The sequence below is a fragment of the Accumulibacter sp. genome, from assembly GCF_031732815.1.
Classification (GTDB): Bacteria; Pseudomonadota; Gammaproteobacteria; order Burkholderiales; family Rhodocyclaceae; genus Accumulibacter.
This window is the reverse complement of the sequence record NZ_JAVMKF010000172.1, coordinates 1-24,909: the sequence shown is the minus strand read 5'-3', so window position 1 is coordinate 24,909 and position 24,909 is coordinate 1. Positions and strand designations below refer to the sequence as shown.

Annotated in this window: 26 protein-coding genes; 10 read left to right on the top strand and 16 right to left on the bottom strand. The window is 63.2% G+C overall.

The window, feature by feature from the left end; translation table 11 throughout:
• From RKP46_RS11340 to RKP46_RS11320, 5 genes are all read right to left on the bottom strand, one after another.
• Positions 1-425, bottom strand: a 425-nt coding sequence (locus RKP46_RS11340; protein ID WP_311106739.1) for an MFS transporter, incomplete at its 3' end; no start/stop codon positions are given.
• A gap of 132 nt (positions 426-557) precedes the next feature.
• Entirely contained in the window at positions 558-1,178 is a 621-nt protein-coding gene (locus RKP46_RS11335; RefSeq protein WP_311106738.1) for a flavin prenyltransferase UbiX, read from the bottom strand.
• A complete protein-coding gene (locus RKP46_RS11330; protein WP_311106737.1) occupies positions 1,171-1,719 on the bottom strand; it encodes a Gx transporter family protein in 549 nt (182 codons plus the stop codon). The genes RKP46_RS11335 and RKP46_RS11330 overlap by 8 nt, the downstream gene beginning before the upstream one ends.
• A 103-nt stretch (positions 1,720-1,822) precedes the next feature.
• Positions 1,823-2,344 (bottom strand): DUF3124 domain-containing protein, encoded by a 522-nt coding sequence (locus RKP46_RS11325; protein WP_311106736.1) that lies wholly within the window; start codon positions 2,342-2,344, stop codon positions 1,823-1,825.
• A 40-nt stretch (positions 2,345-2,384) separates the two neighbouring features.
• The gene (locus tag RKP46_RS11320) at positions 2,385-3,272 is read right to left on the bottom strand and encodes a YihY family inner membrane protein (protein WP_311106735.1); all 888 of its coding nucleotides are present in this window, start codon (positions 3,270-3,272) and stop codon (positions 2,385-2,387) included.
• A gap of 88 nt (positions 3,273-3,360) precedes the next feature.
• Here RKP46_RS11320 and RKP46_RS11315 point away from each other — a divergent pair, with 88 nt between their 5' ends.
• Positions 3,361-3,705 carry a DUF2069 domain-containing protein gene (locus RKP46_RS11315; RefSeq protein ID WP_311106734.1) on the top strand — a complete coding sequence of 115 codons (345 nt, stop codon included), beginning with the start codon at positions 3,361-3,363 and terminating at the stop codon, positions 3,703-3,705.
• 50 nt (positions 3,706-3,755) lie between these two features.
• On the opposite strand, the gene RKP46_RS11310 is transcribed toward RKP46_RS11315, so the two are convergent.
• The 5 genes from RKP46_RS11310 to ilvB form a co-directional block, all read right to left on the bottom strand.
• Positions 3,756-5,294, bottom strand: coding sequence for a 2-isopropylmalate synthase (locus tag RKP46_RS11310; protein WP_311106733.1), 1,539 nt, complete (start codon positions 5,292-5,294; stop codon positions 3,756-3,758).
• Between the two features lie 307 nt (positions 5,295-5,601).
• Complete coding sequence (pssA, locus tag RKP46_RS11305) at positions 5,602-6,369, bottom strand: CDP-diacylglycerol--serine O-phosphatidyltransferase (protein WP_311106732.1); 768 nt, start codon at positions 6,367-6,369, stop codon at positions 5,602-5,604.
• Positions 6,370-6,504: 135 nt separating this feature from the next.
• Positions 6,505-7,521 carry a ketol-acid reductoisomerase gene (gene ilvC / locus RKP46_RS11300; RefSeq protein ID WP_311106731.1) on the bottom strand — a complete coding sequence of 339 codons (1,017 nt, stop codon included), beginning with the start codon at positions 7,519-7,521 and terminating at the stop codon, positions 6,505-6,507.
• Between the two features lie 29 nt (positions 7,522-7,550).
• On the bottom strand, positions 7,551-8,042 hold the full coding sequence (gene ilvN, locus RKP46_RS11295; protein ID WP_300334255.1) for an acetolactate synthase small subunit: 492 nt from the start codon (positions 8,040-8,042) through the stop codon (positions 7,551-7,553).
• An 11-nt stretch (positions 8,043-8,053) separates the two neighbouring features.
• On the bottom strand, positions 8,054-9,766 hold the full coding sequence (ilvB, locus tag RKP46_RS11290) for a biosynthetic-type acetolactate synthase large subunit (protein WP_311106730.1): 1,713 nt from the start codon (positions 9,764-9,766) through the stop codon (positions 8,054-8,056).
• Positions 9,767-9,904: 138 nt separating this feature from the next.
• On the opposite strand from ilvB, the gene RKP46_RS11285 reads away from it, so the two are divergent.
• The 4 genes from RKP46_RS11285 to RKP46_RS11270 all read left to right on the top strand — a co-directional run bounded on the left by RKP46_RS11285 (position 9,905) and on the right by RKP46_RS11270 (position 12,017).
• Positions 9,905-10,468 (top strand): RNA polymerase sigma factor, encoded by a 564-nt coding sequence (locus RKP46_RS11285; RefSeq protein ID WP_300334271.1) that lies wholly within the window; start codon positions 9,905-9,907, stop codon positions 10,466-10,468.
• A gap of 47 nt (positions 10,469-10,515) precedes the next feature.
• Positions 10,516-10,842: a DUF3619 family protein gene (locus RKP46_RS11280; protein ID WP_300334260.1), complete on the top strand. Its 327-nt coding sequence runs from the start codon at positions 10,516-10,518 to the stop codon at positions 10,840-10,842.
• Entirely contained in the window at positions 10,815-11,480 is a 666-nt protein-coding gene (locus RKP46_RS11275; protein WP_311106729.1) for a DUF3106 domain-containing protein, read from the top strand. Before RKP46_RS11280 ends, RKP46_RS11275 begins: the two co-directional genes overlap by 28 nt.
• A 111-nt stretch (positions 11,481-11,591) precedes the next feature.
• Positions 11,592-12,017, top strand: coding sequence for an RDD family protein (locus RKP46_RS11270; RefSeq protein WP_311106728.1), 426 nt, complete (start codon positions 11,592-11,594; stop codon positions 12,015-12,017).
• A 103-nt stretch (positions 12,018-12,120) separates the two neighbouring features.
• Here RKP46_RS11270 and lptG read toward each other — a convergent pair whose 3' ends face one another.
• Both lptG and lptF read right to left on the bottom strand, forming a co-directional pair.
• The gene (gene lptG / locus RKP46_RS11265) at positions 12,121-13,197 is read right to left on the bottom strand and encodes an LPS export ABC transporter permease LptG (RefSeq protein WP_311106727.1); all 1,077 of its coding nucleotides are present in this window, start codon (positions 13,195-13,197) and stop codon (positions 12,121-12,123) included.
• A complete protein-coding gene (gene lptF, locus RKP46_RS11260; protein WP_311106726.1) occupies positions 13,194-14,273 on the bottom strand; it encodes an LPS export ABC transporter permease LptF in 1,080 nt (359 codons plus the stop codon). The genes lptG and lptF overlap by 4 nt, the downstream gene beginning before the upstream one ends.
• 74 nt (positions 14,274-14,347) lie before the next feature.
• Between lptF and RKP46_RS11255 the strand changes: the two genes are divergently transcribed.
• The 4 genes from RKP46_RS11255 to RKP46_RS11240 are packed head-to-tail and all read left to right on the top strand — an operon-like array spanning position 14,348 to position 19,655.
• A complete protein-coding gene (locus RKP46_RS11255; RefSeq protein WP_311106725.1) occupies positions 14,348-15,844 on the top strand; it encodes a leucyl aminopeptidase in 1,497 nt (498 codons plus the stop codon).
• Entirely contained in the window at positions 15,841-16,260 is a 420-nt protein-coding gene (locus tag RKP46_RS11250) for a DNA polymerase III subunit chi (protein ID WP_311106724.1), read from the top strand. Before RKP46_RS11255 ends, RKP46_RS11250 begins: the two co-directional genes overlap by 4 nt.
• Before the next feature lie 11 nt (positions 16,261-16,271).
• Entirely contained in the window at positions 16,272-16,796 is a 525-nt protein-coding gene (locus RKP46_RS11245; RefSeq protein ID WP_311106723.1) for a hypothetical protein, read from the top strand.
• A 30-nt stretch (positions 16,797-16,826) separates the two neighbouring features.
• Positions 16,827-19,655, top strand: coding sequence for a valine--tRNA ligase (locus tag RKP46_RS11240; RefSeq protein ID WP_311106740.1), 2,829 nt, complete (start codon positions 16,827-16,829; stop codon positions 19,653-19,655).
• Positions 19,656-19,686: 31 nt separating this feature from the next.
• On the opposite strand, the gene pabB is transcribed toward RKP46_RS11240, so the two are convergent.
• The 3 genes from pabB to RKP46_RS11225 all read right to left on the bottom strand — a co-directional run bounded on the left by pabB (position 19,687) and on the right by RKP46_RS11225 (position 22,681).
• Entirely contained in the window at positions 19,687-21,474 is a 1,788-nt protein-coding gene (pabB, locus tag RKP46_RS11235; protein WP_311106722.1) for an aminodeoxychorismate synthase component I, read from the bottom strand.
• A 62-nt stretch (positions 21,475-21,536) separates the two neighbouring features.
• A complete protein-coding gene (locus RKP46_RS11230) occupies positions 21,537-21,764 on the bottom strand; it encodes a sulfurtransferase TusA family protein (protein ID WP_311100529.1) in 228 nt (75 codons plus the stop codon).
• A gap of 137 nt (positions 21,765-21,901) precedes the next feature.
• Complete coding sequence (locus RKP46_RS11225; protein ID WP_300334317.1) at positions 21,902-22,681, bottom strand: hypothetical protein; 780 nt, start codon at positions 22,679-22,681, stop codon at positions 21,902-21,904.
• Between the two features lie 570 nt (positions 22,682-23,251).
• Here RKP46_RS11225 and RKP46_RS11220 point away from each other — a divergent pair.
• Positions 23,252-24,049, top strand: a complete 798-nt coding sequence (locus tag RKP46_RS11220; RefSeq protein ID WP_311100527.1) for a protein-L-isoaspartate(D-aspartate) O-methyltransferase — start codon at positions 23,252-23,254, stop codon at positions 24,047-24,049.
• Positions 24,050-24,119: 70 nt separating this feature from the next.
• Here the strand turns inward: RKP46_RS11220 and RKP46_RS11215 are convergent.
• A partial coding sequence (locus RKP46_RS11215; protein WP_311106721.1) for an ATP-binding protein occupies positions 24,120-24,909 on the bottom strand: 790 nt, incomplete at its 5' end.

The window sequence follows — 24,909 nt, the reverse complement described above, 5'->3', positions numbered from 1 at the left end:
GTTGCCGTGTAGAAGGCTGTCCCGCGTGACTGGACGGCGACCGGCAGGCGGTCGGTAAGCGCCTTCAGGCCGGGCATGTACGTTCCGGCGAGGCCCAGTCCGGCCAGCCACCACCAGCCCAGCGCGCCAACCAGGCCGTCGGCGAAGGCGGCGAAGCCGGCCTGCGCGAGGCCACCGACGGCAGCGCTGGCGATATAGACGCGACGCGCGTCCATTCGGTCGGTCAGACTCACCAGTACGGGTACGGCAAGCAGGTAGCCGAGGAAGAAGAAGCCGCTCAGCCAGCCAGCCTGGGTCGCTGACAAGCGCCACTGCAACGACAGTTTGGGCAGCAACGACGGAACCAGGGCAAAGCCCGCCATCGACGCCGCTTCGGCGAGACAGAAGACGGCGACCAGAAGCCACGAAGAGCGCCCTGAGCGCATCGTCTCAGCGCGCGCTGCCGCCGGTTGGCCGGGAGGAGCACGCGTACGGCCGACCGAGCAGGTGCGCGTTGCTTCCGGCCAGCGTGCCAGCTAGTGCGCGATGGCTGGCCAAACGACAGCGGCAGGCATCGATCACCCGCTTCCCGCCACCCCATCGCCCCAGCGCGGCATCAGCGCGTGCGCCACATGCAGACGATCAAGGATGCGCGCGACGACGAAGTCGACCAGATCCTCAACCCGCTGCGGGTGATGGTAGAAGCCCGGGTTCGGCGGCAGAATCACTGCTCCGGCGCGCGCCAGGCGCAGCATGTTCTCGAGATGAATCGTCGACAGCGGTGTTTCGCGTGGCACGACGATCAGCTTGCGGCCTTCCTTGAGAACGACATCGGCCGCCCGTTCGATGAGCGTGCTGGCCAGACCTTGCGCAACCGCCGCCAAAGTCCCCAGCGTGCACGGGCAGATAACCATGGCATCTGGCGGGTTGGAGCCGCTGGCCACCGGAGCAAACCACTGCTCGCGGCCATAAACCTGCAGCTCGCCGGGCAGACCGGCGAAGCGCTGAGCAAGCAGCGCGCTCGCTTCGCTCGCCCGGCTGGGCAGATGCAGTCCCATTTCCTGCTCGGCAACAACCTGCGCCACTTGCGAATAGAGCAACTGGACACGCCGGCCGGCGGCAAGCAGACATTCGAGCAGGCGAATCCCGTAAGGCATTCCCGAGGCGCCGGTGAGCGCCAGACAGATGGTTTCAGGCATTTTCCGTCGCCTCCGACGAGACGGGCGCCTGCGCGAGCAGGTGCGCAGCGAGCAAGCCGTTGCTCGTACCAAAAACCAGCGCTGCACCGGCGAAGACCGGCGTCAGGAGAAAGACGCCATCGTGCGGAATCAGCCACAGGCGCGCCAGGAGGAGTTGTCCGCCGATATGGGCATGGGCGGCAAGCAGGCTCCAGCTTACCGGGCCAAACCAGCGGCGCGGCAGGCGAACGGCGACAGCGAGGAGCAGCAGACTGCAGATCGTGCCGGTCAGGCTCATGAAAAAGGCCGGCGAAAGGAAATGGCCGAGTAGCAGGCTACCAGCGACGACGCGCAGGCCGCTCACCCAGGCGGCGGTTTGCCAGCCATAGCGGGCGAGGACGATCAGCGTGACGATGTTGGCCAGACCCGGCTTGACGCCGGGCAAGGGCAGTGGAATTGCCGCGTCGACCAGCGACAAACCGATTGCCGCGGCGCTCAACCGGGCAATGCGATGGTCTTCGGCGGTTGTCGTCAATCTGATCAGGTGCGACGTGGCGGGCATGACACTCCTTCGACATCGGCTTGGCGCCATCGTTGGGTCGCGCGCCGGGAGGCAGCCTGCGCACTGCCGCTGGCACGCCGCCACCTGCTGGTCGGCGCTTGCCTCAAGGTTCGGAAATGGCCCGGCCACGCGAGATGAAGGCAACCGAGTAGCCTGCCTGGAAGCGAGAATGCAGCGCCTCTATCGTCGGCGGAGAAACGGCCGTGGCTGCGTCCCACTTGATCGCGTAATTGGCCCCCGAGCCGCCCAGGTTCTCGCGCAACTCGACAAAAATCTCGAAGGTACCAAACGGCGGAATCGGCTTGGGACTGGTCACCGAGTTGCGAATCAGGACGCCATCGGTGTTGTAGTACGGTGCGGCAACGATGCGGATCGGGTTCGTCGGATCGGTGTTCCTGACGCTGACGAGAACCGACATCAAGGTCGTCTCCGGCTTGCCCGACGATGAGGTATTGCCGTGGCGGATCTCGGAATAGATTGGCACGTAGACGGTCTGCCCCTTGCTCGCCGGTTCGATTCCCTCGGCCAGGGCAAGCGGGGCCAGCGTGACAGCCGCGCCAATGAACAGCCGCCGGACGGTCAAGGAAACGAAGCGCTGCAGGCGGCACATCAGGCTGCTGGGCATGACAAAGCTCCTTTCGTGGTCTCGACAATGATTCGCCGCATTATCGCGCAGGCGGCGGCCGCTCGGGCGCTCGCGTCGCGCCTGAGTTGCCGGCCGGGTGGCGAAATTCGGGCAGCGTCGCGGCTACCAGTGCGCCCAGCAGGACGACTGCCCACGACAGGTAAAGCCAGAGCAGGAACACCGGCAGCGTGGCGAATGTGCCATACACCGCGGTATAGGACGGAAAGCTCGCCAGATACAGCTCGAAGGCTTTCTGCATCAGCAGGAAGCCGAGTGCGGCAAAGAGGCCCGCACCGGCAGCGTCGCGCAGCGCGACGCGCGTATTGGGCAGCGCGTAATACAGGCCGCCGAGGAAAATGCCGGCAATCAGCAGGCCAAGTCCACGCAGGAGCAGGCGCCTGAGCCATGGCGGTTCGTCGATCAGGCCAAGCGAAGTGGTCACCGCGTACGAGGTGGCGACGATGATTCCACCGACGAGCAGCGGCCACAAGGCAACCAGTGCGGCATAGAGCGCAAACCGCCGCCGCCACGGGCGATGGCTGGTGACCCGCCAGACGTGATTGAAGGCGCGTTCGATCGTCGACAGGAGCAGGGCGACCGTGGTAATCAGGACGAGCGAGCCGACCAGCGTTACATGGCCAGCCTTCGCGGAAAACTCCAGCAGGTACTGAACGATCATTCCAGCACTGCGTTCGGGCAGCAGGCTGCGTGCCAGGTAGAGGTCGAGTTGTTCGACCAGCCGTGGAAAGACGGGTACGGCAGCGACGACGCTGAGCACGACGGCGATCAGCGGAACGAGCGAGAGGAGCGTCGTGAAAGCCAGGCTGGCGCTGAGCTGGTCGAAGTTTTCCTCGACAAACCGACGGCCGACGCGCAGCGCAAACGGACGCCAGGCAAAAGGCGTCGGCAGTATGGTTTGGCTATTCATGATGAAGTGGCGTTTTCCAGGATAATAGCTCGATGTCGCAGAAGTCTTCCCATTCGTTTCCCAGCCGGGCGACCGGCAGCGCTGATCGATGATCCGTTGGTCCTACCTCGCCGCTTGTGGCAGCCTGATTGCGCTGATCTTTCTCTGCCTGGCCTGGGAACTGCGGCTGGCCCCGGTGCAAGCGGGCGGCTCGTGGCTGGCGCTGAAATGCCTGCCGCTACTCGCCCCCCTGTTCGGCATTCTGCACGGCAGGCGCTACACCTACCAGTGGGCATCGATGATGATCCTGCTTTATTTCACCGAAGGCATCGTACGGGCGACGACCGAGACGGGCACCGGGCAAAGCCTGGCGATCGCCGAAACGGCGCTGGCGATCACTTTCTTCATCGCCGCGGTCGCCTACGCTCGGCTGAGCCGCCGGTCCGGGAAATAGAAAAGGGCAAGTTGCCTTGCCCTTTTCCGATTACCCCGGCAGGACGGGAATCATACATCGGCTTGCGGATCGAGCCGGTCGGGAAACTGCAGCTTGTTGAGCGCGTTCAGGTAGGCTTTGGCGGAAGCAATGACGATATCGGTATCGGCCCCATTGCCATTGACGATACGGCCGTTCTTGGCCAGCCGGACGGTGACCTCGCCCTGCGCGTCGGTACCCGTGGTGATCGCGTTGACCGAGTAGAGGAGGAGTTGCGCGCCGCTCGCAGCAATCGACTCGATCGCCTTGAAGGTCGCGTCGACCGGACCACTGCCGACGCCTGAGCCCTTCTTTTCGAGCGCGCCAAGCGTCAAGGTCACGTTCGCCGCTGGCGTCTCGCCGGTCTCCGAGCAGACGTGCGAATAGACGAGCTTGTAATACTCGCCGTCCTGCAACAGTTCGTCGTCGGAAACGAGCGCCTGCAGATCCTCGTCGAAAATCTCATGCTTCTTGTCGGCCAGCTCCTTGAAACGGGCAAAAGCTGCGTTGACCGCCTCCTCGCCGTCGAGCACGATGCCCAAGGCCGAGAGGCGCGCCTTGAACGCATTGCGCCCGGAATGCTTGCCCAGGACGAGCTTGTTCTGCGCCCATCCGACGTCTTCGGCACGCATGATCTCGTAGGTTTCGCGGTGCTTCAAGACGCCGTCCTGATGAATTCCAGACTCGTGCGCGAAAGCATTCGCGCCGACCACCGCCTTGTTCGGCTGAACCGGGTAGCCGGTGATCTGCGAGACCAGCTTCGAGGCGGGAACGATTTGCGTCGTATCGATGCGCGTCTCGACCGGAAAAATGTCGCTGCGCGTGCGCACCGCCATGACGACCTCTTCCAGCGAAGCGTTGCCGGCGCGTTCGCCAAGACCGTTGATCGTGCACTCGACCTGGCGAGCGCCGGCAAGGACGGCCGACAGCGAGTTGGCGACGGCCATGCCGAGGTCGTTGTGACAATGCGTCGACCACACCACCTGATCGGCGCCGGGGACGCGGGCGATCAAGGTGCGGATCAACTCACCCCAGACCGAGGGCACGCTGTAGCCGACGGTATCCGGCACATTGATCGTTCGCGCACCAGCTTCGATTACCGCGGTGAACACGCGGCAGAGGAAGTCGACGTCCGAGCGCACGGCATCTTCGGCCGAAAACTCGACGTCTTCGGTGTATTCGCGCGCCCAGCGCACCGCCTGCACGGCCGCTTCGACAACCTGATCCGGGCTCATGCGCAGCTTTTTCTCCATGTGGATCGGGCTGGTGGCGATGAAGGTATGAATCCGCCCACGCGCCGCCGGGGCGATTGCTTCGCCCGCCCGCCGAATGTCGTTTTCGTTCGAGCGCGCGAGCGAACAGACCGTCGAACCGGTAACGATTCTGGCAATCGACCGGATCGCGTCAAAATCGCCGGGTGAGGCCGCGGCGAAACCGGCTTCGATCACATCGACCTGCATACGCTCGAGCTGGCGGGCAACGCGCAACTTTTCTTCTCTTGTCATCGAAGCGCCCGGGCTCTGTTCGCCGTCGCGCAAGGTCGTGTCGAAAATAACCAAATGCTCTTTCATGTCCTGACTCCGAATGGAAAATCTGTATGGCCGGCAACGGTTTCCCCAACCGGGGAAACCGACGGAAACTGCACGAATTGGGGGGATGTTTTCTTAGCGCGTGACGCGCAGCAGCGGCCGGGCGAGCAGGACGGCGCGCAGCGAGACGAAGCAGGAGGAGAAGTGATACGAACTCATGCCCGGACTATAAACAGTTTCGAATTGACGTGTCAATCGTCCATGCACGTCATCGACAAGCCGTCCGGCGCTGGCTTGACGAGTTCAGGTCGCGCAGCCCTCCCCGATAGCGGTCGGCAACGACGGAATTTCAGACTTCGGGCGGCGGCGGCGTGCGTCGCCCGATGAGCCGCACCGCGGCCAGCACGTAACCCGAAAATGCGTAGGTGACGAACAGGCCAAAGAGCGCTACCGGCGTGTCGTAGGAGATGACGGCAAAACCGATGGCAATGGCGACGATGAAAATGAACGGCACGCTGCGCCGCAGGTTGATGTCCTTGAAGCTCGAGAAACGGACATTGCTGACCATCGATATGCCGCTGAAGATGACCAGAACGCACGCCAGCCAGCGTACGTCGCTGCCGGCAATGTGCTTGTCGATCATCACCCAGAGAAAGCCGGCGACGAGTGCTGCCGCAGCCGGGCTCGGCAGGCCCTGGAAGTAACGCCGGTCGACGACTTCCAGCGTCGTATTGAAGCGCGCGAGGCGCAGAGCGGCGCCGGCGCAATAGATGAACGCGGCGATCCAGCCAAGGCGCCCCATATCCTTCAGCGTCCAGGCGAAAATTACCAGCGCCGGGGCGACGCCAAAGGAAACCATGTCGGCCAGCGAATCGTACTCGGCGCCGAAGGCGCTTTGCGTACGCGTCAGACGAGCCACCCTGCCGTCAAGGCCGTCCAGCACCATGGCGACGAAGATCGCGATAGCCGCCAGTTCGAAACGTCCGGTCATCGCTTGCACGATGGCGAAGAAACCGCAAAAGAGCGCTGCGGTCGTGAACAGGTTGGGCAGGAGATAGATCCCGCGCCGGCGTAACTCCGGGTTGAAGAGCGTCTTGCGGGGCTTCACTTCGGGCATGGCGTTTGTCGGAGGACTCCAAAGGGGTGAACTGATCTGCTCGGCGACCGGTCTGCATCCTTGCCTACCCGCTCACTCCTCGTTCGTCCACCGGCTGTGTCACCTGGCCGGCGCTTCCCATGCGCCGGCCGGCGCTCAGTTCTTGCTCTGATCGACCAGACGGTTCTTCTTGATCCACGGCATCATGTCACGCAGCCTGGCGCCGACCGTCTCCACCGGGTGCTGCGCGATCAGGCGACGACGAGCCGTCATCGCCGGGTAGTTGGTCCGCCCTTCGAGGATGAACATCTTGGCGTAGTCGCCGTTCTGGATGCGCGTCAGCGCTGCCCGCATGGCTGCTCGCGAATGCTCGTTGATGACTTCCGGTCCGGTGACGTACTCGCCATACTCGGCATTGTTGGAAATCGAGTAGTTCATGTTGGCAATGCCGCCTTCGTACATCAGGTCGACGATCAGCTTCAGCTCGTGCAGGCATTCGAAGTAGGCCATCTCGGGCGCATAGCCGGCTTCAACCAGCGTTTCAAAGCCCATCTTGACCAGTTCGACAGCGCCGCCGCAGAGTACCGCCTGCTCGCCGAAGAGGTCGGTCTCGGTTTCTTCCCGGAAGTTGGTTTCGATCACGCCGCCCTTCGTCCCGCCATTCGCCGCGGCGTAGGAAAGTGCGATGTCGCGCGCCTTGCCCGAACGGTCCTGATGCACGGCGATCAACGACGGAACACCACCCCCCTTGAGATACTCGGAGCGTACCGTGTGGCCGGGGCCTTTCGGCGCGACCATGATCACATCGAGATCGTCGCGCGGAACGACCTGGTTGTAATGGATGTTGAAGCCGTGCGCGAAGGCAAGGACCGCCCCCTGCTTCATGTTCGGCGCAAGCTCGCTCTGATAGACCTGCGGGATGCTCTCGTCGGGCAGGAGCATCATCACGACGTCGGCCTCGCGCACTGCGGCTGCGACTTCGGCGACCTGCAGCCCGGCGTTCAGCGCCTTGCTCCAGGAAGCGCCACCCTGGCGCAGACCGACCGTCACCTGCACGCCCGAATCGCTGAGATTCTGTGCATGCGCATGGCCTTGCGACCCGTAACCGACGATCGTCACTTTCCTGCCCTTGATCAGCGACAGGTCAGCATCCTTGTCGTAATAGACTTTCATGGGTTTCCTCTGCTTGTTGTACGGTGTGCTCAGACCTTCAGAATGCGTTCGCCGCGACCTATGCCGCACACGCCGGTGCGAACCGTTTCCAGAATCAGTCCCGGGTCGATGGCCTGAATGAACGAGTCGAGCTTTGCCCCGCTGGCGGTCAGCTCGACGACGTAGGTCGACTCGGTCACGTCGATGATGTGGCCACGGAAGATGTCGGCCAGTCGCTTGACCTCTTCGCGGTCCTTGCCGGTGGCACGCACCTTGATCAGCATCAGTTCGCGTTCGATGTGCGCGGCTTCCGACAGATCGACCACCTTGATGACGTCGATCAGCTTGTTCAACTGCTTGGTGATCTGCTCGATGACCGCATCGGTACCCGAAGTGACGATCGTCAGGCGCGACAGCGAAACGTCCTCGGTCGGCGCTACGGTGAGCGTCTCGATGTTGTAGGCGCGCGCCGAAAAAAGGCCGGCAACGCGCGACAAGGCGCCAGCTTCGTTCTCCAGCAGAATCGAAATAATGTGTCTCATCAGGTCCGTCCTTACAGGTCTTCGGTCAGAATCATGTCGGCCAGTCCTTTGCCGGCAGCCACCATCGGGAAGACGTTGGCCTTCTGATCGGTGATCATGTCGAGGAAGACGAGATCGTCCTTGTGGTCGACGAAAGCCTTCCTGAGCGCTGCCTCGACGTCTTCCGGCCGCTCGACGCGAATCCCGACATGACCATAAGCCTCGGCGAGCTTGACGAAGTCAGGCAAGGAATCCATGTACGACTCGGAATAGCGGCTCCCGTAGAACATTTCCTGCCATTGCCGGACCATTCCCAGGTAGCGATTGTTGAGGTTGATGATCTTGATCGGCAGGCGGAACTGCTTCGCCGTCGAAAGTTCCTGAATGCACATCTGGATCGACCCTTCGCCGGTCACACAGACGACCTGCATTCCCGGATTGACCAGCGCCGCGCCCATCGCGTACGGCAGACCGACGCCCATCGTGCCAAGGCCACCCGAATTGAGCCAGCGGCGGGGCTGCTCGAACTTGTAGTACTGCGCCGCCCACATCTGGTGCTGGCCGACATCGGAGGTGACGATCGCGCGGCCGCCGGTAATTTCGTAGAGCTTCTCGATGACGTATTGCGGCATGATGACACTCTTGCGCATGCGATACTTCATGCACTGCTTGCCGCGCCACTCTTCGATCTGCTTCCACCAGGCGGCCAGATCCTGTGCATCGGGGGCGGCGTTACCGGCTTCGATCAGGCGAATCATTTCTTCCAGAACGTCGGGAACATTGCCGACGATCGGCACATCGACCTTGACGCGCTTGGAAATCGACGAAGGGTCGATGTCGACGTGGATGATCTTGCGCGGCAACGACGAGAAGTTGTCCGGATTGCCGATCACGCGGTCATCGAAACGGGCGCCAATGGCCAGCAGGACATCGCAGTGCTGCATCGCCAGGTTGGCCTCGACCGTGCCGTGCATGCCCGGCATGCCGAGAAACTGGCGGTCGGTCCCGGGATAGGCGCCCAGGCCCATCAGCGTATTGGTGATCGGGAAACCAAGGCGCCGCGTAAGGCGGGTCAAGGGCTCGGCGCCGTTCGACAGGATGACGCCACCGCCGGTATAGATCATCGGTCGCTTGGCTTCCAGCAGCAGATGAACGGCCTTCTTGATCTGCCCGAGATGCCCCTTGACGACGGGATTGTACGACCGCATCTGGATCGCCGAGGGATAGTCGAAACGGCATTTCGCCGCCGTGACGTCCTTGGGGATGTCGATCACGACCGGCCCCGGACGACCGCTGTTGGCGATGTAGAACGCCTTCTTGAAGGTCAGCGCGAGCTGATGCACGTCGTTGACCAGGAAGTTGTGCTTGACGCAGGGTCGGGTGATCCCCACCGTGTCGCACTCCTGGAAGGCGTCCTGACCGATGTAGTCGTTCGGCACCTGGCCGGAAATGATGACCAGCGGGATCGAATCCATGTAGGCCGTGGCGATGCCGGTAACCGCATTGGTCGCCCCCGGACCCGAAGTCACCAGCGCGACGCCGACCTTATGCGAAGAGCGCGCCAGCCCGTCGGCCGCATGCACGGCTGCCTGTTCGTGGCGAACCAGGACATGCTTGATCTGATCCTGCTTGAACAGTGCATCGTAGATGTGGAGGACCGCCCCGCCCGGGTAGCCGAAAACATATTCGACCTTTTCTTCCTGCAGGCACCTGATTACAATCTCTGCACCGGTCATCATCGTCATTGCCGTCGCCCCAGCAAGCAAATTGCTCGAAAAAAGTCTGTAACGTTAAAGCTTCGACTGCGATTGGTCAAGGCGCAGGCCTCAGCCGCCATTCGCAGCAACGGCTATTGACTCAATATAACAACAAGGATTCCCGCTCTGGCCAGCCAACGCGAACTGTCGGATTTCCTCTCTGCGGTTGAGCGCCGAGCTTTCAAGCAGGCTCTGTTTGCGGTACACAACGAGGAATCTGCTCTTGACATCGTTCAGGATGCGATGATGAAGCTCGCCGAGAAGTACGGTGACCGCCCATCGTCCGAGCTGCCGATGATCTTTCAGCGCATCCTGCAGAACACGATTCGCGACTACTATCGGCGCAGCAAGGTGCGTTCGCTCTGGACCACGCTGCTCTCCTCGCTGTCGCCGGATGATGATGACGATCACGACCCGCTCGAAACGATCGCCGCAGAATCGGGCTCGAACTCGCCGCAAGCCCCGGACGATCAGTTGTTGCAGTCGCAAGTCCTTGCTGCAATTGAAAAGGAGATAAAGTTGCTGCCGGCCCGTCAACGCGAGGCCTTCCTCCTGCGTTACTGGGAGGATATGGACGTTGCCCAGACGGCGTCTGCCATGGGTTGCTCCGAGGGCAGCGTCAAGACGCACTGCTCGCGCGCCAACCACACGCTGGCGGCAGCGTTGAGAGCAAAAGGAATTACCTTATGAATGAGCTGCATTTTGCCTACAAGATTCGGCAACACTTGAACCGCGGCGTGCACGAACTGCCGCCCGCCACGCTTGACCGACTGCACAGTGCCCGCGAACGGGCGCTTGCCAAACAGCGGGTGCCGGTACGACAATCGATTCTCGCGGCGGCGGGAAGTTTTGTCCAGCACCACGTCGACGGCTTGAATCTGCGTCAGGTGGGGATTGCGCTGCTGGTCGCTGTCGGGATGATCACCTACACGTACTGGTCTGCCGACCAGAGCATCGCCGAAATCGAAGCGATCGACAGCGCGCTGTTGGCCGACGATCTGCCAATTGATGCCTTCACCGACAGTGGGTTTCTTGCATGGTTGAAAAGCTCCGCGGAGCGGTAGTCCGTAGCAGCCTTCTCCTCTTTGGCCTTGTCGCGCTCACCTGTCAGGCCGAGGTACCGGGCGCTTCGGTGATCGTCACTCCGCCGCAGCCGCAGTGGACCGAACTCACCGCTGAGCAGAAAAGCATACTGGCCCCGCTGAGCGATGACTGGGACGCGATGGAGTACCATCGCCAAAAGAAGTGGCTCGGCATTACCCGTCGTTTTTCCAGCATGACACCGGAAGAACAGCGGAGAATTCAGGCGCAGATGCAGGACTGGGGCAAACTGACGCCGAAACAGCGAAACATCGCACGCGAGAACTTCAAGACCACCGCCCGACTGCCGGCCGAGAAAAAGCAGGAGCTGAAGGAGAAGTGGGAACAGTACTCCAGCCTCTCGCCCGAAGAAAAGGAGAAGCTGAAGCAACAGGCGGCTGGCAAGCCGCCCGTGCCGAAACCCGGACGCGTTGCTGCCGGTCCTCCGCCGGCCGGCATGGCGGGTGCGTCACCGGCAATGGCACCAACGCCTTCGCCGCCGGGAAGCACTCTGCCAGTGTTGCCGGAAACACCGGCAAACGCCGCCCCGCCCGCCGGCCCGGCGAGCCAGACGACCCTGAGCGGCAACCCAGCAGCGCCCGAGGGTGACAACCGGCACTGATCCGCCGACCTGCGGCGGACCTCGGTCAGAATGGTCGGGCAAGGAAACGAGGAAGAAGCCAGTGTGTCTGTTCGTCGTTCGGCAAGGCCAGCGGTTCATGCGCAGACGCTGATGCCGGACGTCGTTCCCTTGGCCCGCCCGAGTTTTCTGCGCCGCTTGGCGAGCATGTTCTACGAGGCGCTACTGCTCCTCGCCGTGCTCGCCGTTCTCCTCGTTCTACCGCACGTGCTGCTCGGCGCGTTCGCGCATCGCCTGGCGGCGCCAGGCGTCATTCAGGCGCACTGCCTGCTGGTGCTGCTCGTCTACTTCGTCTATTTCTGGAGCAACGGCGGCCAGACGCTGGCGATGAAAACCTGGCGCATTCGACTCGTCACGCAGGAGGGCAGCGCCGTGCGCCCGGGACAGGCGCTGGTGCGCTTCCTCTGGTGCTGGCCGAGCATTCTGCTCGCCGGAATCGGCATCGTCTGGGCGCTGTTTGATCGCGATCGGCTCTTCCTGCACGACCGCCTGGCGGGAACACGACTTGTCATGTCCTGAGCGCGCGAGGGCTGGCTCCCCACCCAGCGGTGCCACCAGATCAGTCAGCGTCCGCTCATCAGGCAAGACAACGAGCGGTAGTCTGGTAGTCGTACTCCCTTGCTCAGCGCCGCTCGACCCACCAGATCATTCCCATTGCCGCCAGAAGGAACAAGGCCGAGGGGGTTACCGCGCTGAGCAGGGGTGACCAGCTATTGATCGCGCCGAGGTTCGAGAACAGGCCGTTTAGCATGTGGAAGAGAATTCCGACCATCACTCCCGAGAAGACCTTGAGGCCCGCTCCGCCGGCAACCCGGGCGGGCCCGGCGGCAAAGGGCAAGGCCAGAGCAACCATGACGAAGGCCGCCAGCGGATAGGTGATCTTCTTCCAGAACGCGATATCGTAGCGGTTCGTCGTCTGCCGGTTGTCCGCCAGGTGCTTGGTATAGGCGGAGAGGTGACGCAGCGACATGCGCTCCGGCGAAACCATGAGAACCGCCAGAATGTCCGGGTTGAGCGCCGAGCGCCACAGCATCTCGGGCATTCTTTGCACTTCAGCGCGGTCGCTGGAGAGCGTCGTCTGGACGATTTCGGTCAGGTGCCAGCCGTCGGGAACGACATGCTCGCCGGCCGCCGCCTCGATCACGCTGTTCAGCTTTGCCTGCTCGTCGAAGGTGTAGATGCGGATTCCCCGTAAGCGCGTATCCGGGAGAACGACGCGCACGTTGATGAAGCTCCGCTCGTCTTTCACCCAAAGGCCGGAACGCAAGTCCTGTCCAACCATGCGGCCTCTCTCCTTGAGGCGCATCTGGTGCGCTGCTTTCTCCGCCGGTGGTGCAACGTATTCGCCAAGCAGGAAAGTCAACCCGGCGAAGACAGCAGCGACAAGAAACAGGCCGTTCAGCAAGGCTATCGTCGACAAACCCGAGACGCGTAGAACAGTAATCTCGGAATGGCGAGCCAAGGTGGTCAAGGCGTACAAGGTACCGATCAGAACGGCGATCGGCATCAGTTCGTAGGCTCGCCCGGGCAGACGCAGGAGCACGAAAGCGAAAGCGTGACGGAGCTTGTAGCCTCCCTGACCGACGTTCTTGACCTCGGCGAGCACGTCGAAGAACGAAAAGAGAACCAGGAAAGCGAGCAGCACCAGCAGAATGGCAGCCGACGCCTCGCGTCCAAGGTAACGGCGATAGACTTTCATCGCGTCAGACGCATGAACGAGGACACGGCGATCCGGTGGTAGAAGAGCAGCGGCAGAACGCAGAGCATCACCAGGTGTACCGTCGTCAGCCCGACGGCAAAGGAGACCTTGCCGCTCGCCACCCAACCCTGGCTGATCGTCAGCAGGTTGTTGTAGATGAGATAGACCAGCACGGCGAGCAGCATGTTCGCCGAACGCCCGGCACGCGGATTGACGAAAGACAATGGAATCGCCAGCAGGGCGAGGACGATGGCCGAAAAGGGCATGCTCAAACGCCAGAGAAGCTCGGCACGATAGACCGGCGAGTCGATGGCGAGAAGTTCCTGGCTCGGCATCGTCTTCGGCGTCGGTTCGAGGCTGCGCGACTCCTTGGTCTCGATGCGAACCGCGTAGCGCGCGTATTCGAGAATGCGGTACTCTGCGGTTCCCGGCGTAAACTCGTAGCGGCTGCCGTTCTCGAGCACGATGAAGCGGTCACCATTGTTCGCCGTCGTCCGGTAGCCGGTCGCCGCCATCGTGACGCCGACGCGTTCGCCGCGCGCTTCGCTGACGAAGACGTTGTGGACCTGGCTGGTGTCGTCGGCAAGGCCTTCGACGAAGATTACTCGATCGCCCGCCGAAGTTTCCTGGAAGGTTCCCGGTGCCACCTGACCGGTATCCTTGCGCATGCTCAGCTTGCCGCGAAATTCGGCGCTTTGCGCCAAGGCCCATGGCGAGAGAAACCAGGAAAGGACGGCGATGGTGGCAACCAGCGGCAGGGCAAAGATCAGGACCGGCCTGATCCACGCGGTCAGCGGCAAGCCGGCGGAGAACCAGACGACCATTTCCGAGTCGCGGTAGCTGCGCGACAGGGTAAGCAGTATGGCGACGAAGAGCGACAGAGAAAGTAGCGGCGGCAGATAATTGAGCGCCGAGAAACCAAGCAGCGCTGCGACGGCGTCGGCTTCGACGCTACTTTGCGCCGCCTCGCTGAGCAGGCGAATCAGTTGCGTCGTCACCAGGATGGCGAAAAGCGCGGTGAAGACCCCGGCCGCCGAATGGGCGAACTCGCGCCGGACGGCGCCCTGAAAGATCATTCTTTTGACTTCGACGAAAAACTGCAGTGATAATCAGCGTTTTGCAACAGCGCGCCTGGCCGGAGGGGAGTTGAGTGGAATTTAGCATAAAAAGCGGCAGCCCGGAAAAGCAGCGAAGTGCCTGTGTCGTCGTCGGCGTTTTCGAGCCACGCAAGCTGACACTGGCGGCCGAGCTGCTCGACAACGCGGCGCACAATCACATTTCCGACATCGTTCGGCGCGGCGATATGGAGGGTAAGGCGGGCTCGACGCTGCTCCTGCACAACGTCCCCGGCACCCTGTGCGACCGCGTCCTGCTGGTTGGTCTGGGCAAAGAGAAGGAGTTCGGCGACAAGGAGTTCGGCGACGCGATCCGCAGTGCGGTAAAAACCTTGAACGAGACCGGCGCTTTCGACGGGACGGTTTTCCTGACCGAAACCAGCGTCAGGAAGCGGACTTGCGCGTGGCGCGTCCGCCAGGCGGCGATTGTCGCGCAGGAAACGGTCTACCGCTTTGACCAGTTCAAGAGCAAGAAGGACAAGGTTCGCCGACCGCTGCGCAAGCTGACCTTTGTCGTCGACCGGCGTAGCGAGCTGGCGGCGGCCGAAGAAGCGCTCAAGCAGGGGCAGGCGATCGCCGAAGGCATGTCGCTCGCCAAAGATCTGGGCAACCTGCCGCCGAATGTGTGCCATCCGGCGCATCTTGCCGAGACGGCACGCGAACTGGCGAGTGAACACAAGATCGACTGCCAGATCATCGAGCGCGAAGAAATGGCCGAACTCGGCATGCACTCCTTGCTTGCCGTCGCGCGCGGGTCGCACCAGCCACCCAGACTGATCGTTCTCCATTACCGCGGAGGCAAGGCCGACGACAAGCCCGTCGTTCTGGTCGGCAAGGGGATTACCTTCGACACCGGAGGGATTTCACTGAAGCCGGCACCCGAGATGGACGAAATGAAGTACGACATGTGCGGTGCGGCGAGCGTCATCGGGACGATCAAGGCGGCAGCGCTGCTCAAGCTGCCGGTCAATCTGACGGTCATCGTGCCGGCGAGCGAGAACATGCCGGGCGGTTCGGCGACCCGACCAGGCGATATCGTGACCTCGATGTCCGGGCAGACAATCGAGATTCTCAACACCGACGCCGAAGGCCGCCTGATCCTCTGCGACGCGCTCACCTTCGCCGATCGTTTTGCCCCCGAGGCGCTGATCGATGTTGCGACGCTTACCGGCGCTTGCGTGATCGCGCTTGGCCATGTCGCCAGCGGCCTGTACGCCAACAACGACGGGCTGGCGCGCGAACTTGTCCAAGCCGGTGACGAAGCGCACGACCGGGTGTGGCAGATGCCGCTCTGGAACGACTATCAGGAGGCGCTGAAAAGCCCGTTCGCTGACATGGCGAACGTCGGCAGCCGGGCGGGCGGAAGCATCACCGCCGCCTGTTTTCTGGCGCGGTTCACCAAGAAACACAGTTGGGCGCATCTCGACATCGCTGGCACCGCCTGGAAGTCAGGCGTCGACAAGGGAGCAACCGGGCGCCCGGTTTCGCTGCTCGTGCATTACTTGCTCAAACGGCTGGGAAAGCTCGCTTGACGCAGGTTTTCTTCTACCACAATGCGGGCGACCGGCTGAGCGCGACGCTGGAATTGATCGCCAGGGCGTGTGCGCGGAAAAAGCGGTTGCTCGTCTACGCGCCACGGGCCGAGGTCGCCGAAGCGCTCGATCGAGCGTTGTGGATGGTGCCGCCAAGCGGCTTTATTCCGCACGTCCAGGTCGATTCACCACTCGCTGCCGAAACCCCGGTGCTGATTGCCGGCCGACTCGAGCAGGTCCCTTTTACCGAGCGCCTGCTCAACCTGTCTGACGACATTCCGCCCGAGCACGACCGTTTCGTCAGCCTGATCGAGGTCGTCGGGCAGCGCGACGAAGAACGCCTGGCAGGCCGCCGGCGTGCCCGCTTCTACAAGGATCACGGCGACGAGATCCGATACGTCGATTTGTCGAGCTAGGACGATTGACCGTGGACAAGGATTTGCCCGCATCGGAGGAGTTTCCTGGCGACGACCAGAGGGTGCCGGCGGATCGGCAGCTCAAGCGGGATGAACACTGGCGCAGCCGGCGGCGCCGTTTCGTAGCCGCGCTCAAGCCCGCGCGGCGCGCCGCGCCGCTTACGCTGGATGAGGCCGATATTCCAGTACTCGACGATGTCGTGCTGGCGGAGACCTCCGAGGCGGCGGTTCCCTTGCCAGAAATTGCCACGCCCGAGCCACGTGCCGAGGTCTACCTGGCGCTCGCCGCCGAGTTGCGCGAGACGGTCGATAAGCGCCTCGCCGACGAGCTGCCGACGCTGCTCGCGAGCAGTCTGGCGGACACCGTCAGGACCTTGCGCCAGACGATTGACGCCAGCATCGCCAGCGCGCTGAACGACTTCATCAGGCAGCGCGAAACGCTTTGCACGTCGCCGGCGCAGCCGACGAACGAGCAGCCGGACACGTCTACCGTGGACGGTGCGCCCGAACCGGAGCCATCGCCTCATCCGGTATAATGCGCACTCTTGAAAACTACCCCCGTCGATATGGAACTTGCCAAGAGCTTTGAACCGGCCGACATCGAGCGTCGCTGGTACCCGGAATGGGAAGCCAGGGGTTACTTCGACGCCGGCCTCGACCTCGCCAGACAGCGCGCTTTCTGCATCCTGCTGCCGCCACCGAACGTTACGGGTACGCTGCACATGGGGCACGGCTTCAACCAGGCGATCATGGATGCGCTGACCCGCTACCATCGCATGCGCGGCGACAACACGCTCTGGCAGCCGGGTACCGACCACGCCGGAATCGCCACGCAGATCGTCGTCGAGCGCCAACTCGACGGGCAAGGAATCTCGCGGCACGACCTGGGGCGCGAAAAGTTTCTCGCCAAGGTCTGGGAATGGAAGGAGTTTTCCGGCAACACGATCACCCGCCAGATGCGGCGGCTGGGCACGTCGCCCGACTGGCGCCGTGAACGGTTCACGATGGACGCCGGGCTGTCGCGTACGGTCACCGAAACCTTTGTTCGCCTCTATCGCGAGGGCCTGATCTATCGCGGCAAGCGCCTGGTCAACTGGGACCCGGTGCTGCAGACAGCAGTTTCCGACCTGGAGGTCGTGCAGGAGGAAGAGCCCGGCCAGCTCTGGCACATCCGCTATCCATTGAGCGACGGCAGCGGCGAGCTGACCGTCGCCACCACACGGCCGGAAACGATGCTCGGCGATACCGCGGTGATGGTCCATCCCGACGACGAGCGCTACCGTCATCTGATTGGACGGACCGTCACGCTACCCCTTTGCGGACGCGACATTCCGATCATTGCTGACGCCTACGTCGACCTCGCCTTCGGTACCGGATGCGTCAAGGTCACGCCGGCGCACGACTTCAACGACTACGCGGTCGCTCAGCGCCATCAGTTGCCGATGATTCCGATCCTGACGCTGGACGGCCGGATCAACGACAACGCACCGCCCGCGTATCGCGGCCTGGACCGTTTCGACGCCCGCCAGCGAGTCGTGCGCGACCTCGAAGCGCAAGATCTGCTGGCGCGAATCGAGCCGCACGTGATGAAGGTGCCGCGCGGCGACCGGACTGGCGTCATCATCGAACCGATGTTGACCGACCAGTGGTTTGTCGCCGTGACCCGCCCGGCTGCCGACGGCAGCAGCATCGCTGGCAAAGCCCTGGCCTGCGTCGCCTCGGGCGAGATCAGATTTTTTCCGGAAAACTGGGTCAACACCTACAACCAGTGGCTGAATAACATTCAGGACTGGTGTATTTCGCGGCAACTGTGGTGGGGTCATCAGATTCCTGCCTGGTACAGCGACGACGGACGGATCTTCGTCGCGCACGACGAAGACGAGGCGCGCGCGCAGGCGGCCGCCAGCGGCTATACGGGAGCGCTGAAGCGCGACCCGGACGTACTCGACACCTGGTACTCTTCGGCGCTGTGGCCGTTCTCGACGCTTGACTGGACGGCTGAATGGCCGGCGGAAAGCAATCCGGCACTCGACCTCTATCTTCCCTCGACCGTTCTGGTGACCGGTTTCGACATCATCTTCTTCTGGGTTGCCCGAATGGTGATGATGACCCGCCACCTGACCGGCAAGATCCCGTTCCGGCACGTCTATGTGCATGGCCTGATCCGCGATGCCGAAGGCCAGAAGATGAGCAAGTCTAAGGGCAACGTGCTCGACCCGATCGATCTGATCGACGGAATCGACCTCGCCGCCTTGATCGACAAGCGCACAAGCGGGCTGATGAACCCCAAACAGGCGGACGAGATTGAAAAGCGTACGCGCAAGGAATATCCGCAAGGCATTCCGGCTTTCGGCGCCGATGCGCTGCGCTTCACGTTTCTCTCGCTGGCCAGCCCGGGACGCGACATCAAGTTCGATCTGAGCCGCTGCGAGGGCTACCGCAACTTCTGCAACAAGCTGTGGAACGCCACGCGCTTCGTCCTGATGAACAGCAGCGAAGAGGCCAACCTGGCCGACCTGCGTATGCTCAGCCAATCCGATGGCCTGCCGGGCGGCAGCTCGTTTGCCGATCGCTGGATCGTCAGCCAGTTGCAGCGCAGCGCTGCCCTGGTCGCCCAGCACTTCGCCGAGTATCGCTTCGATCTGCTGGCGCGAGCGATCTACGAGTTCGTCTGGGACGAATTCTGCGACTGGTATGTCGAGTTGTCGAAAGTGCAGCTCCAGATCGGCAGCGACGAGCAGAAACAGGCGACGCGGTGGACGCTGGCGACCGTCCTGGAAACGGTCCTCCGCCTGGCGCATCCCTTGCTGCCTTTTGTCACCGAAGAGCTGTGGCAAGCGCTGGCCCCGGTCGCCGGAAGCAAGACGCACGCTTCGATCATGCTCGCTGCCTATCCACAGGCACACAACGAGAAGATCGACCCGGCGAGCGAGGCGCGCGTCCGGCAACTGAAGGATCTGACCTCCGCCTGCCGCAACCTGCGCGGCGAAATGAATCTTTCGCCAGCGACGCGCGTCCCCCTGCTGGCGTGTGGCGACCGCCAGATGCTGGCTGACTTCGCCCCCTACCTGAAAGCGCTCGGCAAGCTGTCGGAAGTCACCATCGTCAGCGAGTTTCCGAGCGAGGCCGAAGCACCGACCGCGGTGGTCGGCGACACGCGTCTGCTGCTGCACGTGCAGATCGATCTGGCAGCCGAACGCGAACGCCTGGACAAGGAGATTGCCCGCCTGCTCGGCGAAGTCGGCAAGGCGCAGGAGAAACTCGCCAACGAGCGTTTCGTCGCGCGTGCTCCGGCTTCGGTCGTCGAACAGGAACGCAGGCGGCTCGCCGACTTCCTGGCCACGCTGGAAAAACTCCAGCCGCAAAGAGCCCGGCTGAATCGCGCCGGGCGCTGATCGCTGATCGCGACCCGCCGGCGCCCGCCGCTCAGTCGTCCAGCCGTGCCGGGAGCAGGCCGCGCACGGCGTTGCCGACGTACAAGGCGGCCGGCGAGCGGAGATCATCGACGCGCAGGATGTGCTCGACCGCCCGCCCAGCGTGGAGCAGCGAGCGGCGCAGAACGCCGCCAAGCAGGCCACACGCAAGTGGCGGCGTGAGCAGGACGCCGGCGCGCTCGACGAAGATGTTGCAGCGCGCACCCTCACAGACTTCGCCGCGGGTGTTGACAAAGAGCGCGTCGAAGACTTCCGGTGTCGCCGCCAACTGCGCGAGAACACGGTCGTAGTGCGCGCGCGCGGTCGTCTTGTGGCGGCGCAGATAGTCGTCTGCCGGCAAGCGCTCGCTCGCAAGGACGACGCGCCAGACTGCCTGCCGCCGCTCGTCCACCAGCGGCGTCGCCGCGATCTGGAAAGCACCGTTGTGCGCCAGACGCAGGCGGACGCGGAAGACCCCGGCACGGTGCCGCTGCGCTTCGTTCGCCAGGGCAGCGCTGATGGCCGACAACGGGCAGGTGAACCCGAGCGCGCGCGCCGATTTACCCAGCCGGTCCAGGTGCATTTCGAGCAATGGATACGTTCCGGCGTCCAGGCGCAACGTTTCGATCAGCTCGAAACCCGGATCGAAAGCGGTGACGAATTGCGCCTTGAGCAGACACTCGCGGTATTCCTTGCCCGCATCCGAGTCGGCGACGATTCCGCTGCCGACGCCGAGCGTCGCCTGCCCGTCGGCGGCGACCTCGAGCGTGCGGATGGCGACATTGAAACGACAGTCGCCATTCGGCGCCAGCCAGCCAAGCGCGCCGGTATACAGTCCGCGCGGCGATTTCTCGAGTTCGGCAATCAGTTGCATCGCTCTGATTTTTGGCGCTCCGGTGATCGAGCCGCAGGGAAAGAGCGCGGCAAAGATGTCGGCCAGCGCCACCTCGGGCAAATCGGCAGTGATGGTCGACACCAGTTGCCACAAACTCGGATACGCCTCGGCTTCGCAGAGCGCCGTAACGCGCACCTTGCCCGGCGAGGCCAGCCGACCGAGATCATTGCGCAGGAGGTCGACGATCATCACGTTCTCGGCCCGTTCCTTGGCTGAGGCGAGCAGGCGAGCGCGCTGGGCGGCGTCTTCAGCCGGTGTCCTGCCGCGCGCCGCGGTGCCTTTCATCGGTCGAGTGACGACGAGCGGACCCGAGCGCGCAAAGAACAGCTCCGGGGAAAACGACAGAATGGTCTCATCCGGAACGCTCAGATAGGCGCCATAGCGCACCGGCTGGCGTTCGCGCAGATGCGCGTACAGCGCGAAAGGATGTCCGTAGACGCGCAAGCGAATCGGAAAAGTCAGGTTGATCTGGTAACAATCGCCATCGGCAATCCAGCGGTGAATCCGCTCGACCTGCCCGGCGTGCATCAGCTCATCGACGCTCGGCGACACCTCGGCGACTCCGGCTACCCGCTGCTGCTCGGGCAGGGATGCCAGGCGCGCCGCGAGAAAGGAAGGCAGGTCTGACCGGGCAAGGCGTTCGGCGCGAGCAAAGACCCAGGCGCGCAAGGGCGCGCGCTCGCCTTGTCGGGTCGCGGCGCCTGGCTCGAAACGCGAACCCAGGGAATAGTCGGCTGCCACGGCCGACCAGCAGCCGGCAGTACGCGCCGCATCGAGTGCGGCAAAGAAATCGGCCGGGTCGTCCGGCGGCATGCAGCGGATGACGCGCAGCCAATCGACGAGGACGAGCGCGCCTCCGTCGTCACCGTCGAACAGGGCAAAGCAGGAGTCGTGCTCAGCGTTCATGGCCACTGCCATGAGCAGCGCTCTCGCCTCGGCACGCGCCGCTCGCTGGCTGGCTGCAGGCTTTACTTACGTTTGAGAAAGTACTCGAAGACCTGGCTCGTTTCGTTCCAAGAGACGAGTTCGTTGCCGGTCTGTCGGGCAAAAGCCTGGAAGTCTTTGACCGAGCCAGGGTCGGTGGCAAGCACCCGCAGCACCTGGCCGGCCGCCATCTCGGCCAGGGCTTTCTTGGTGCGCAGGATGGGCAGCGGGCAGTTCAAGCCCTTGACATCGAGTTCTCGGTCGAAATTCATTTTCCGCTTCGCAGGACAGTTCCCGGAAACGCGATTCTAACCGGCAGAGCGAACGTGATGACGGCTGTGTTGGACGACCTGCCTTGGCGATCTGCGGCTTCCGGGCTGTTGCCTGTGCGCGGGGAACCTGGTCTTGCCTAGCGCGATCGCTGCCAGCCGCGCGCGCGGCCGAGGCCGAGCAGGCTCAAGCCGAGCAACGAGAGAGCGGTCGGTTCGGGCAGGCCGACGTCACCGCTGACATCTGAGGCGACGATTCTGAAGTTGTCCAGCGCAGCATAACCGCCAGACAACTCGTCAATCACCAGCGTGACATTGCCGTTCGTGTTCCCTGTCGCGTCGAGCCCGACGACATGATTGGTCCAATTGAAGCGGTTGGGTGCCGGCGACGCCTGACCGGTGATCGTTGCCGACGCGAGCAGAGTACCGCCACCCAGGCCGTTGGCACCGCCTGGGTTATCCCAGAGCGAAAGCTTGAAGGTCGGCGCTTGTCCGCCGCTCGCAACAAAGGGGCCGCCCCAGAAGTTGAGATCGATCGAAGAAACATCGAGCTGGAAATTCAGGAACCGGTATGCGCCAACGTTGAACGAGAGGCCCAGCAAGTCGTCGTTGGCGTGCGACAGCATGCTGATCACATAGTTGCCGGCAGTCCCCTGTCCATCGACGAAGCCGGCACCTCCCCACGCCTGATTGCCTCCGACGCGCAGCGTCTCAACCGTGTACTGCTGGGCAAAAGAGAAACCCGCGGGCTGATTGTTGTAAATGCTATTGACTGAGGTATAGCTTGCGTCGGGACCGGCAAAAGCGTTGAAGGCGGGAATGTCGGGGGCTTCGAAATTCTGCGTGTAAAGCACTGTCGCAGCGTGGCTGGCCCCGGCCAGGCTCAACGCAGAAATCATTCCAGCAAGAATCTTCATCATCGTTCTTTTTCTCATGGGGTTGGTCAACGACGCTCGAAGCGAGCGCCAGGAGCAAGACGCCGGTTCCGAAAGCACGACTCATGCCATATCCTGCTGTCGGCGAATTTAACGGTGATCCTGACGCCAACTGCGCGCACGGCCCGGAAAGCTGTAAAGGATTCCGACATGCAGTGGCGCAGCGCGCGTTGGCCCTCCAACGCTTGGCGAGCGCTGGGGGCTGGCGCTCTCGCTGGCGGATGGCGGTCGGCTCGGCGCCTGCGCCGGCCGCCTGCACCGGCCGCCTGCACCAGGATGATCCTGGCAGCGCACGCCTCCTTCCTGTCTCCCGCCATCGGCTTGTCGTCCGCCGCGGTGACGACGTCGGCTGCAGGAGTCGGCGCTGGCTTGCGCGGGTGTTGGCGTGTGCCTATACTTCCTGGGCCGCTTGGTCACCGTGCTCGGGCAGCAGGGGACCTGCCTCACCCAGGTACGCGTTTGACGCGACGGCGTGCAGGTGGGCCGCTCTCGCGGCCTGGGCCGACCCGGCCGCGGCCGATCGCTCTGCTGGCGGCGAGCTTTGCGGAGGCAGGAATGTTCAGCAAGTTGTTTACCTGTGCACACCCGAATGCGCTCGCCGCCGGAACGAGGCGGCGCGGACGAAACTTCGCCGGCTACTTGACCACGCTATTGCCACCGCTACTCAGCTTCGCTGCCAGCCCGCCGATGGCGGCCGCCGACAACGATCACGCCAGCGCCCGCGCGAGCATGGTCGAAGAGCAGTTGAGGTCGCCGCTGCGCGGAATCACTGACCCGGCAGTGCTCAAGGCGATGGCGACGGTACCGCGGCATGAGTTCGTGCCGGCGGCGATAAGGTGGCGGGCGTATGAGGATCGGCCGCTACCCATAGGCTACCAGCAGACGATCTCGCAACCCTTTGTGGTCGCCTTCATGACCGAGAAGCTGGCACCACGAGCAACCGACCGTGTGCTCGAAATCGGCACCGGCTCGGGCTATCAGGCAGCCATCCTGGCCACCCTGGTAGACGAGGTCTACAGCATCGAAATCGTCAAGCCGCTGGCCGAGCGAGCACGTAGCGATCTGGCGAGACTCGGCTACCCTAACGTCAGGGTACGCTACGGCGACGGTTATCAGGGCTGGCCCGAAGCCGCTCCGTTCGACGCGATCATCGTCACCTGTGCGCCGGATCACGTGCCGCAGCCACTGGTCGAGCAACTCAAGGAGGGCGGTCGGATGGTCATCCCGGTGGGCGAGCACGGCGACCAAGACCTGTTCCTGCTGAGAAAACGAGGCAGCTCGCTGCAGCGCGAGGCGATCCTGCCGGTGCGCTTCGTACCCATGACCGGCGCTGCCGAAAACCGGAACAGGTGACTCACGCGAGCAGCACCGGCCGGCAAGGACGCGGTGGATTCCGCCGGAGCACCCGGACGGGAAACGCTGTTCACAAGGTTGCCGCCTGGGCAACAACGCATCGGCTGGCCGGCAGTACGGCCGAGAAGACGCTGCCGCGTCCAATTTCCGACTGAATCGTCAGTCTGCCCTGGTGGCGTACCAGCACATGCTTGACGATCGCCAGACCGAGGCCGGTACCGCCGGTCGCCGACGAGCGGCCTTTGTCGATTCGGTAGAAGCGCTCGGTCAGGCGCGGAATATGCTCGGCGGGGATGCCGATGCCGGTATCGCTCACCGAGAAGACAGGGCATCCCTCGACCACTTGCCACGCGAGCGTGACGGTGCCGCCCGCCGGGGTATAGCGCACTGCATTCGAAACCAGGTTGCCGAAGGCGCTCCTGATTTCATGACTGCTCCCGCGCAGCTTGCCAGCCGAGTTGCGACCGATCACGACAGTCAACTTGCCTTCGGCCAGGGCTTCTGCCTCGGCGCACAGCGTGTCGAGCAACTCGTCCATCGGTATGATTTCATCGACCGGGGGCTGCGTGTCATTCTCCAGGCGCGACAGGGTCAGCAGGTCGGCGACCAGACTGATCATTCGTGTGGATTGCTCGGCAATCAGGCGGTAGAAACGTTGCGCAGCGTCCCCGCTCGGTGGTGTCGCACCAGTGAACTGTTCGATGAAGCCTGAGATCACGGTCAGCGGGGTGCGCAATTCATGCGAGACGTTGGCCACGAAGTCGCGCCGCATCGCTTCGCTGCGTGCCCGTTCGGTGACGTCACGCGAGAGCAGGAGGGTTCCCGTTCCAGCGTAGGGAATCAGCGCGATCGAGACGATC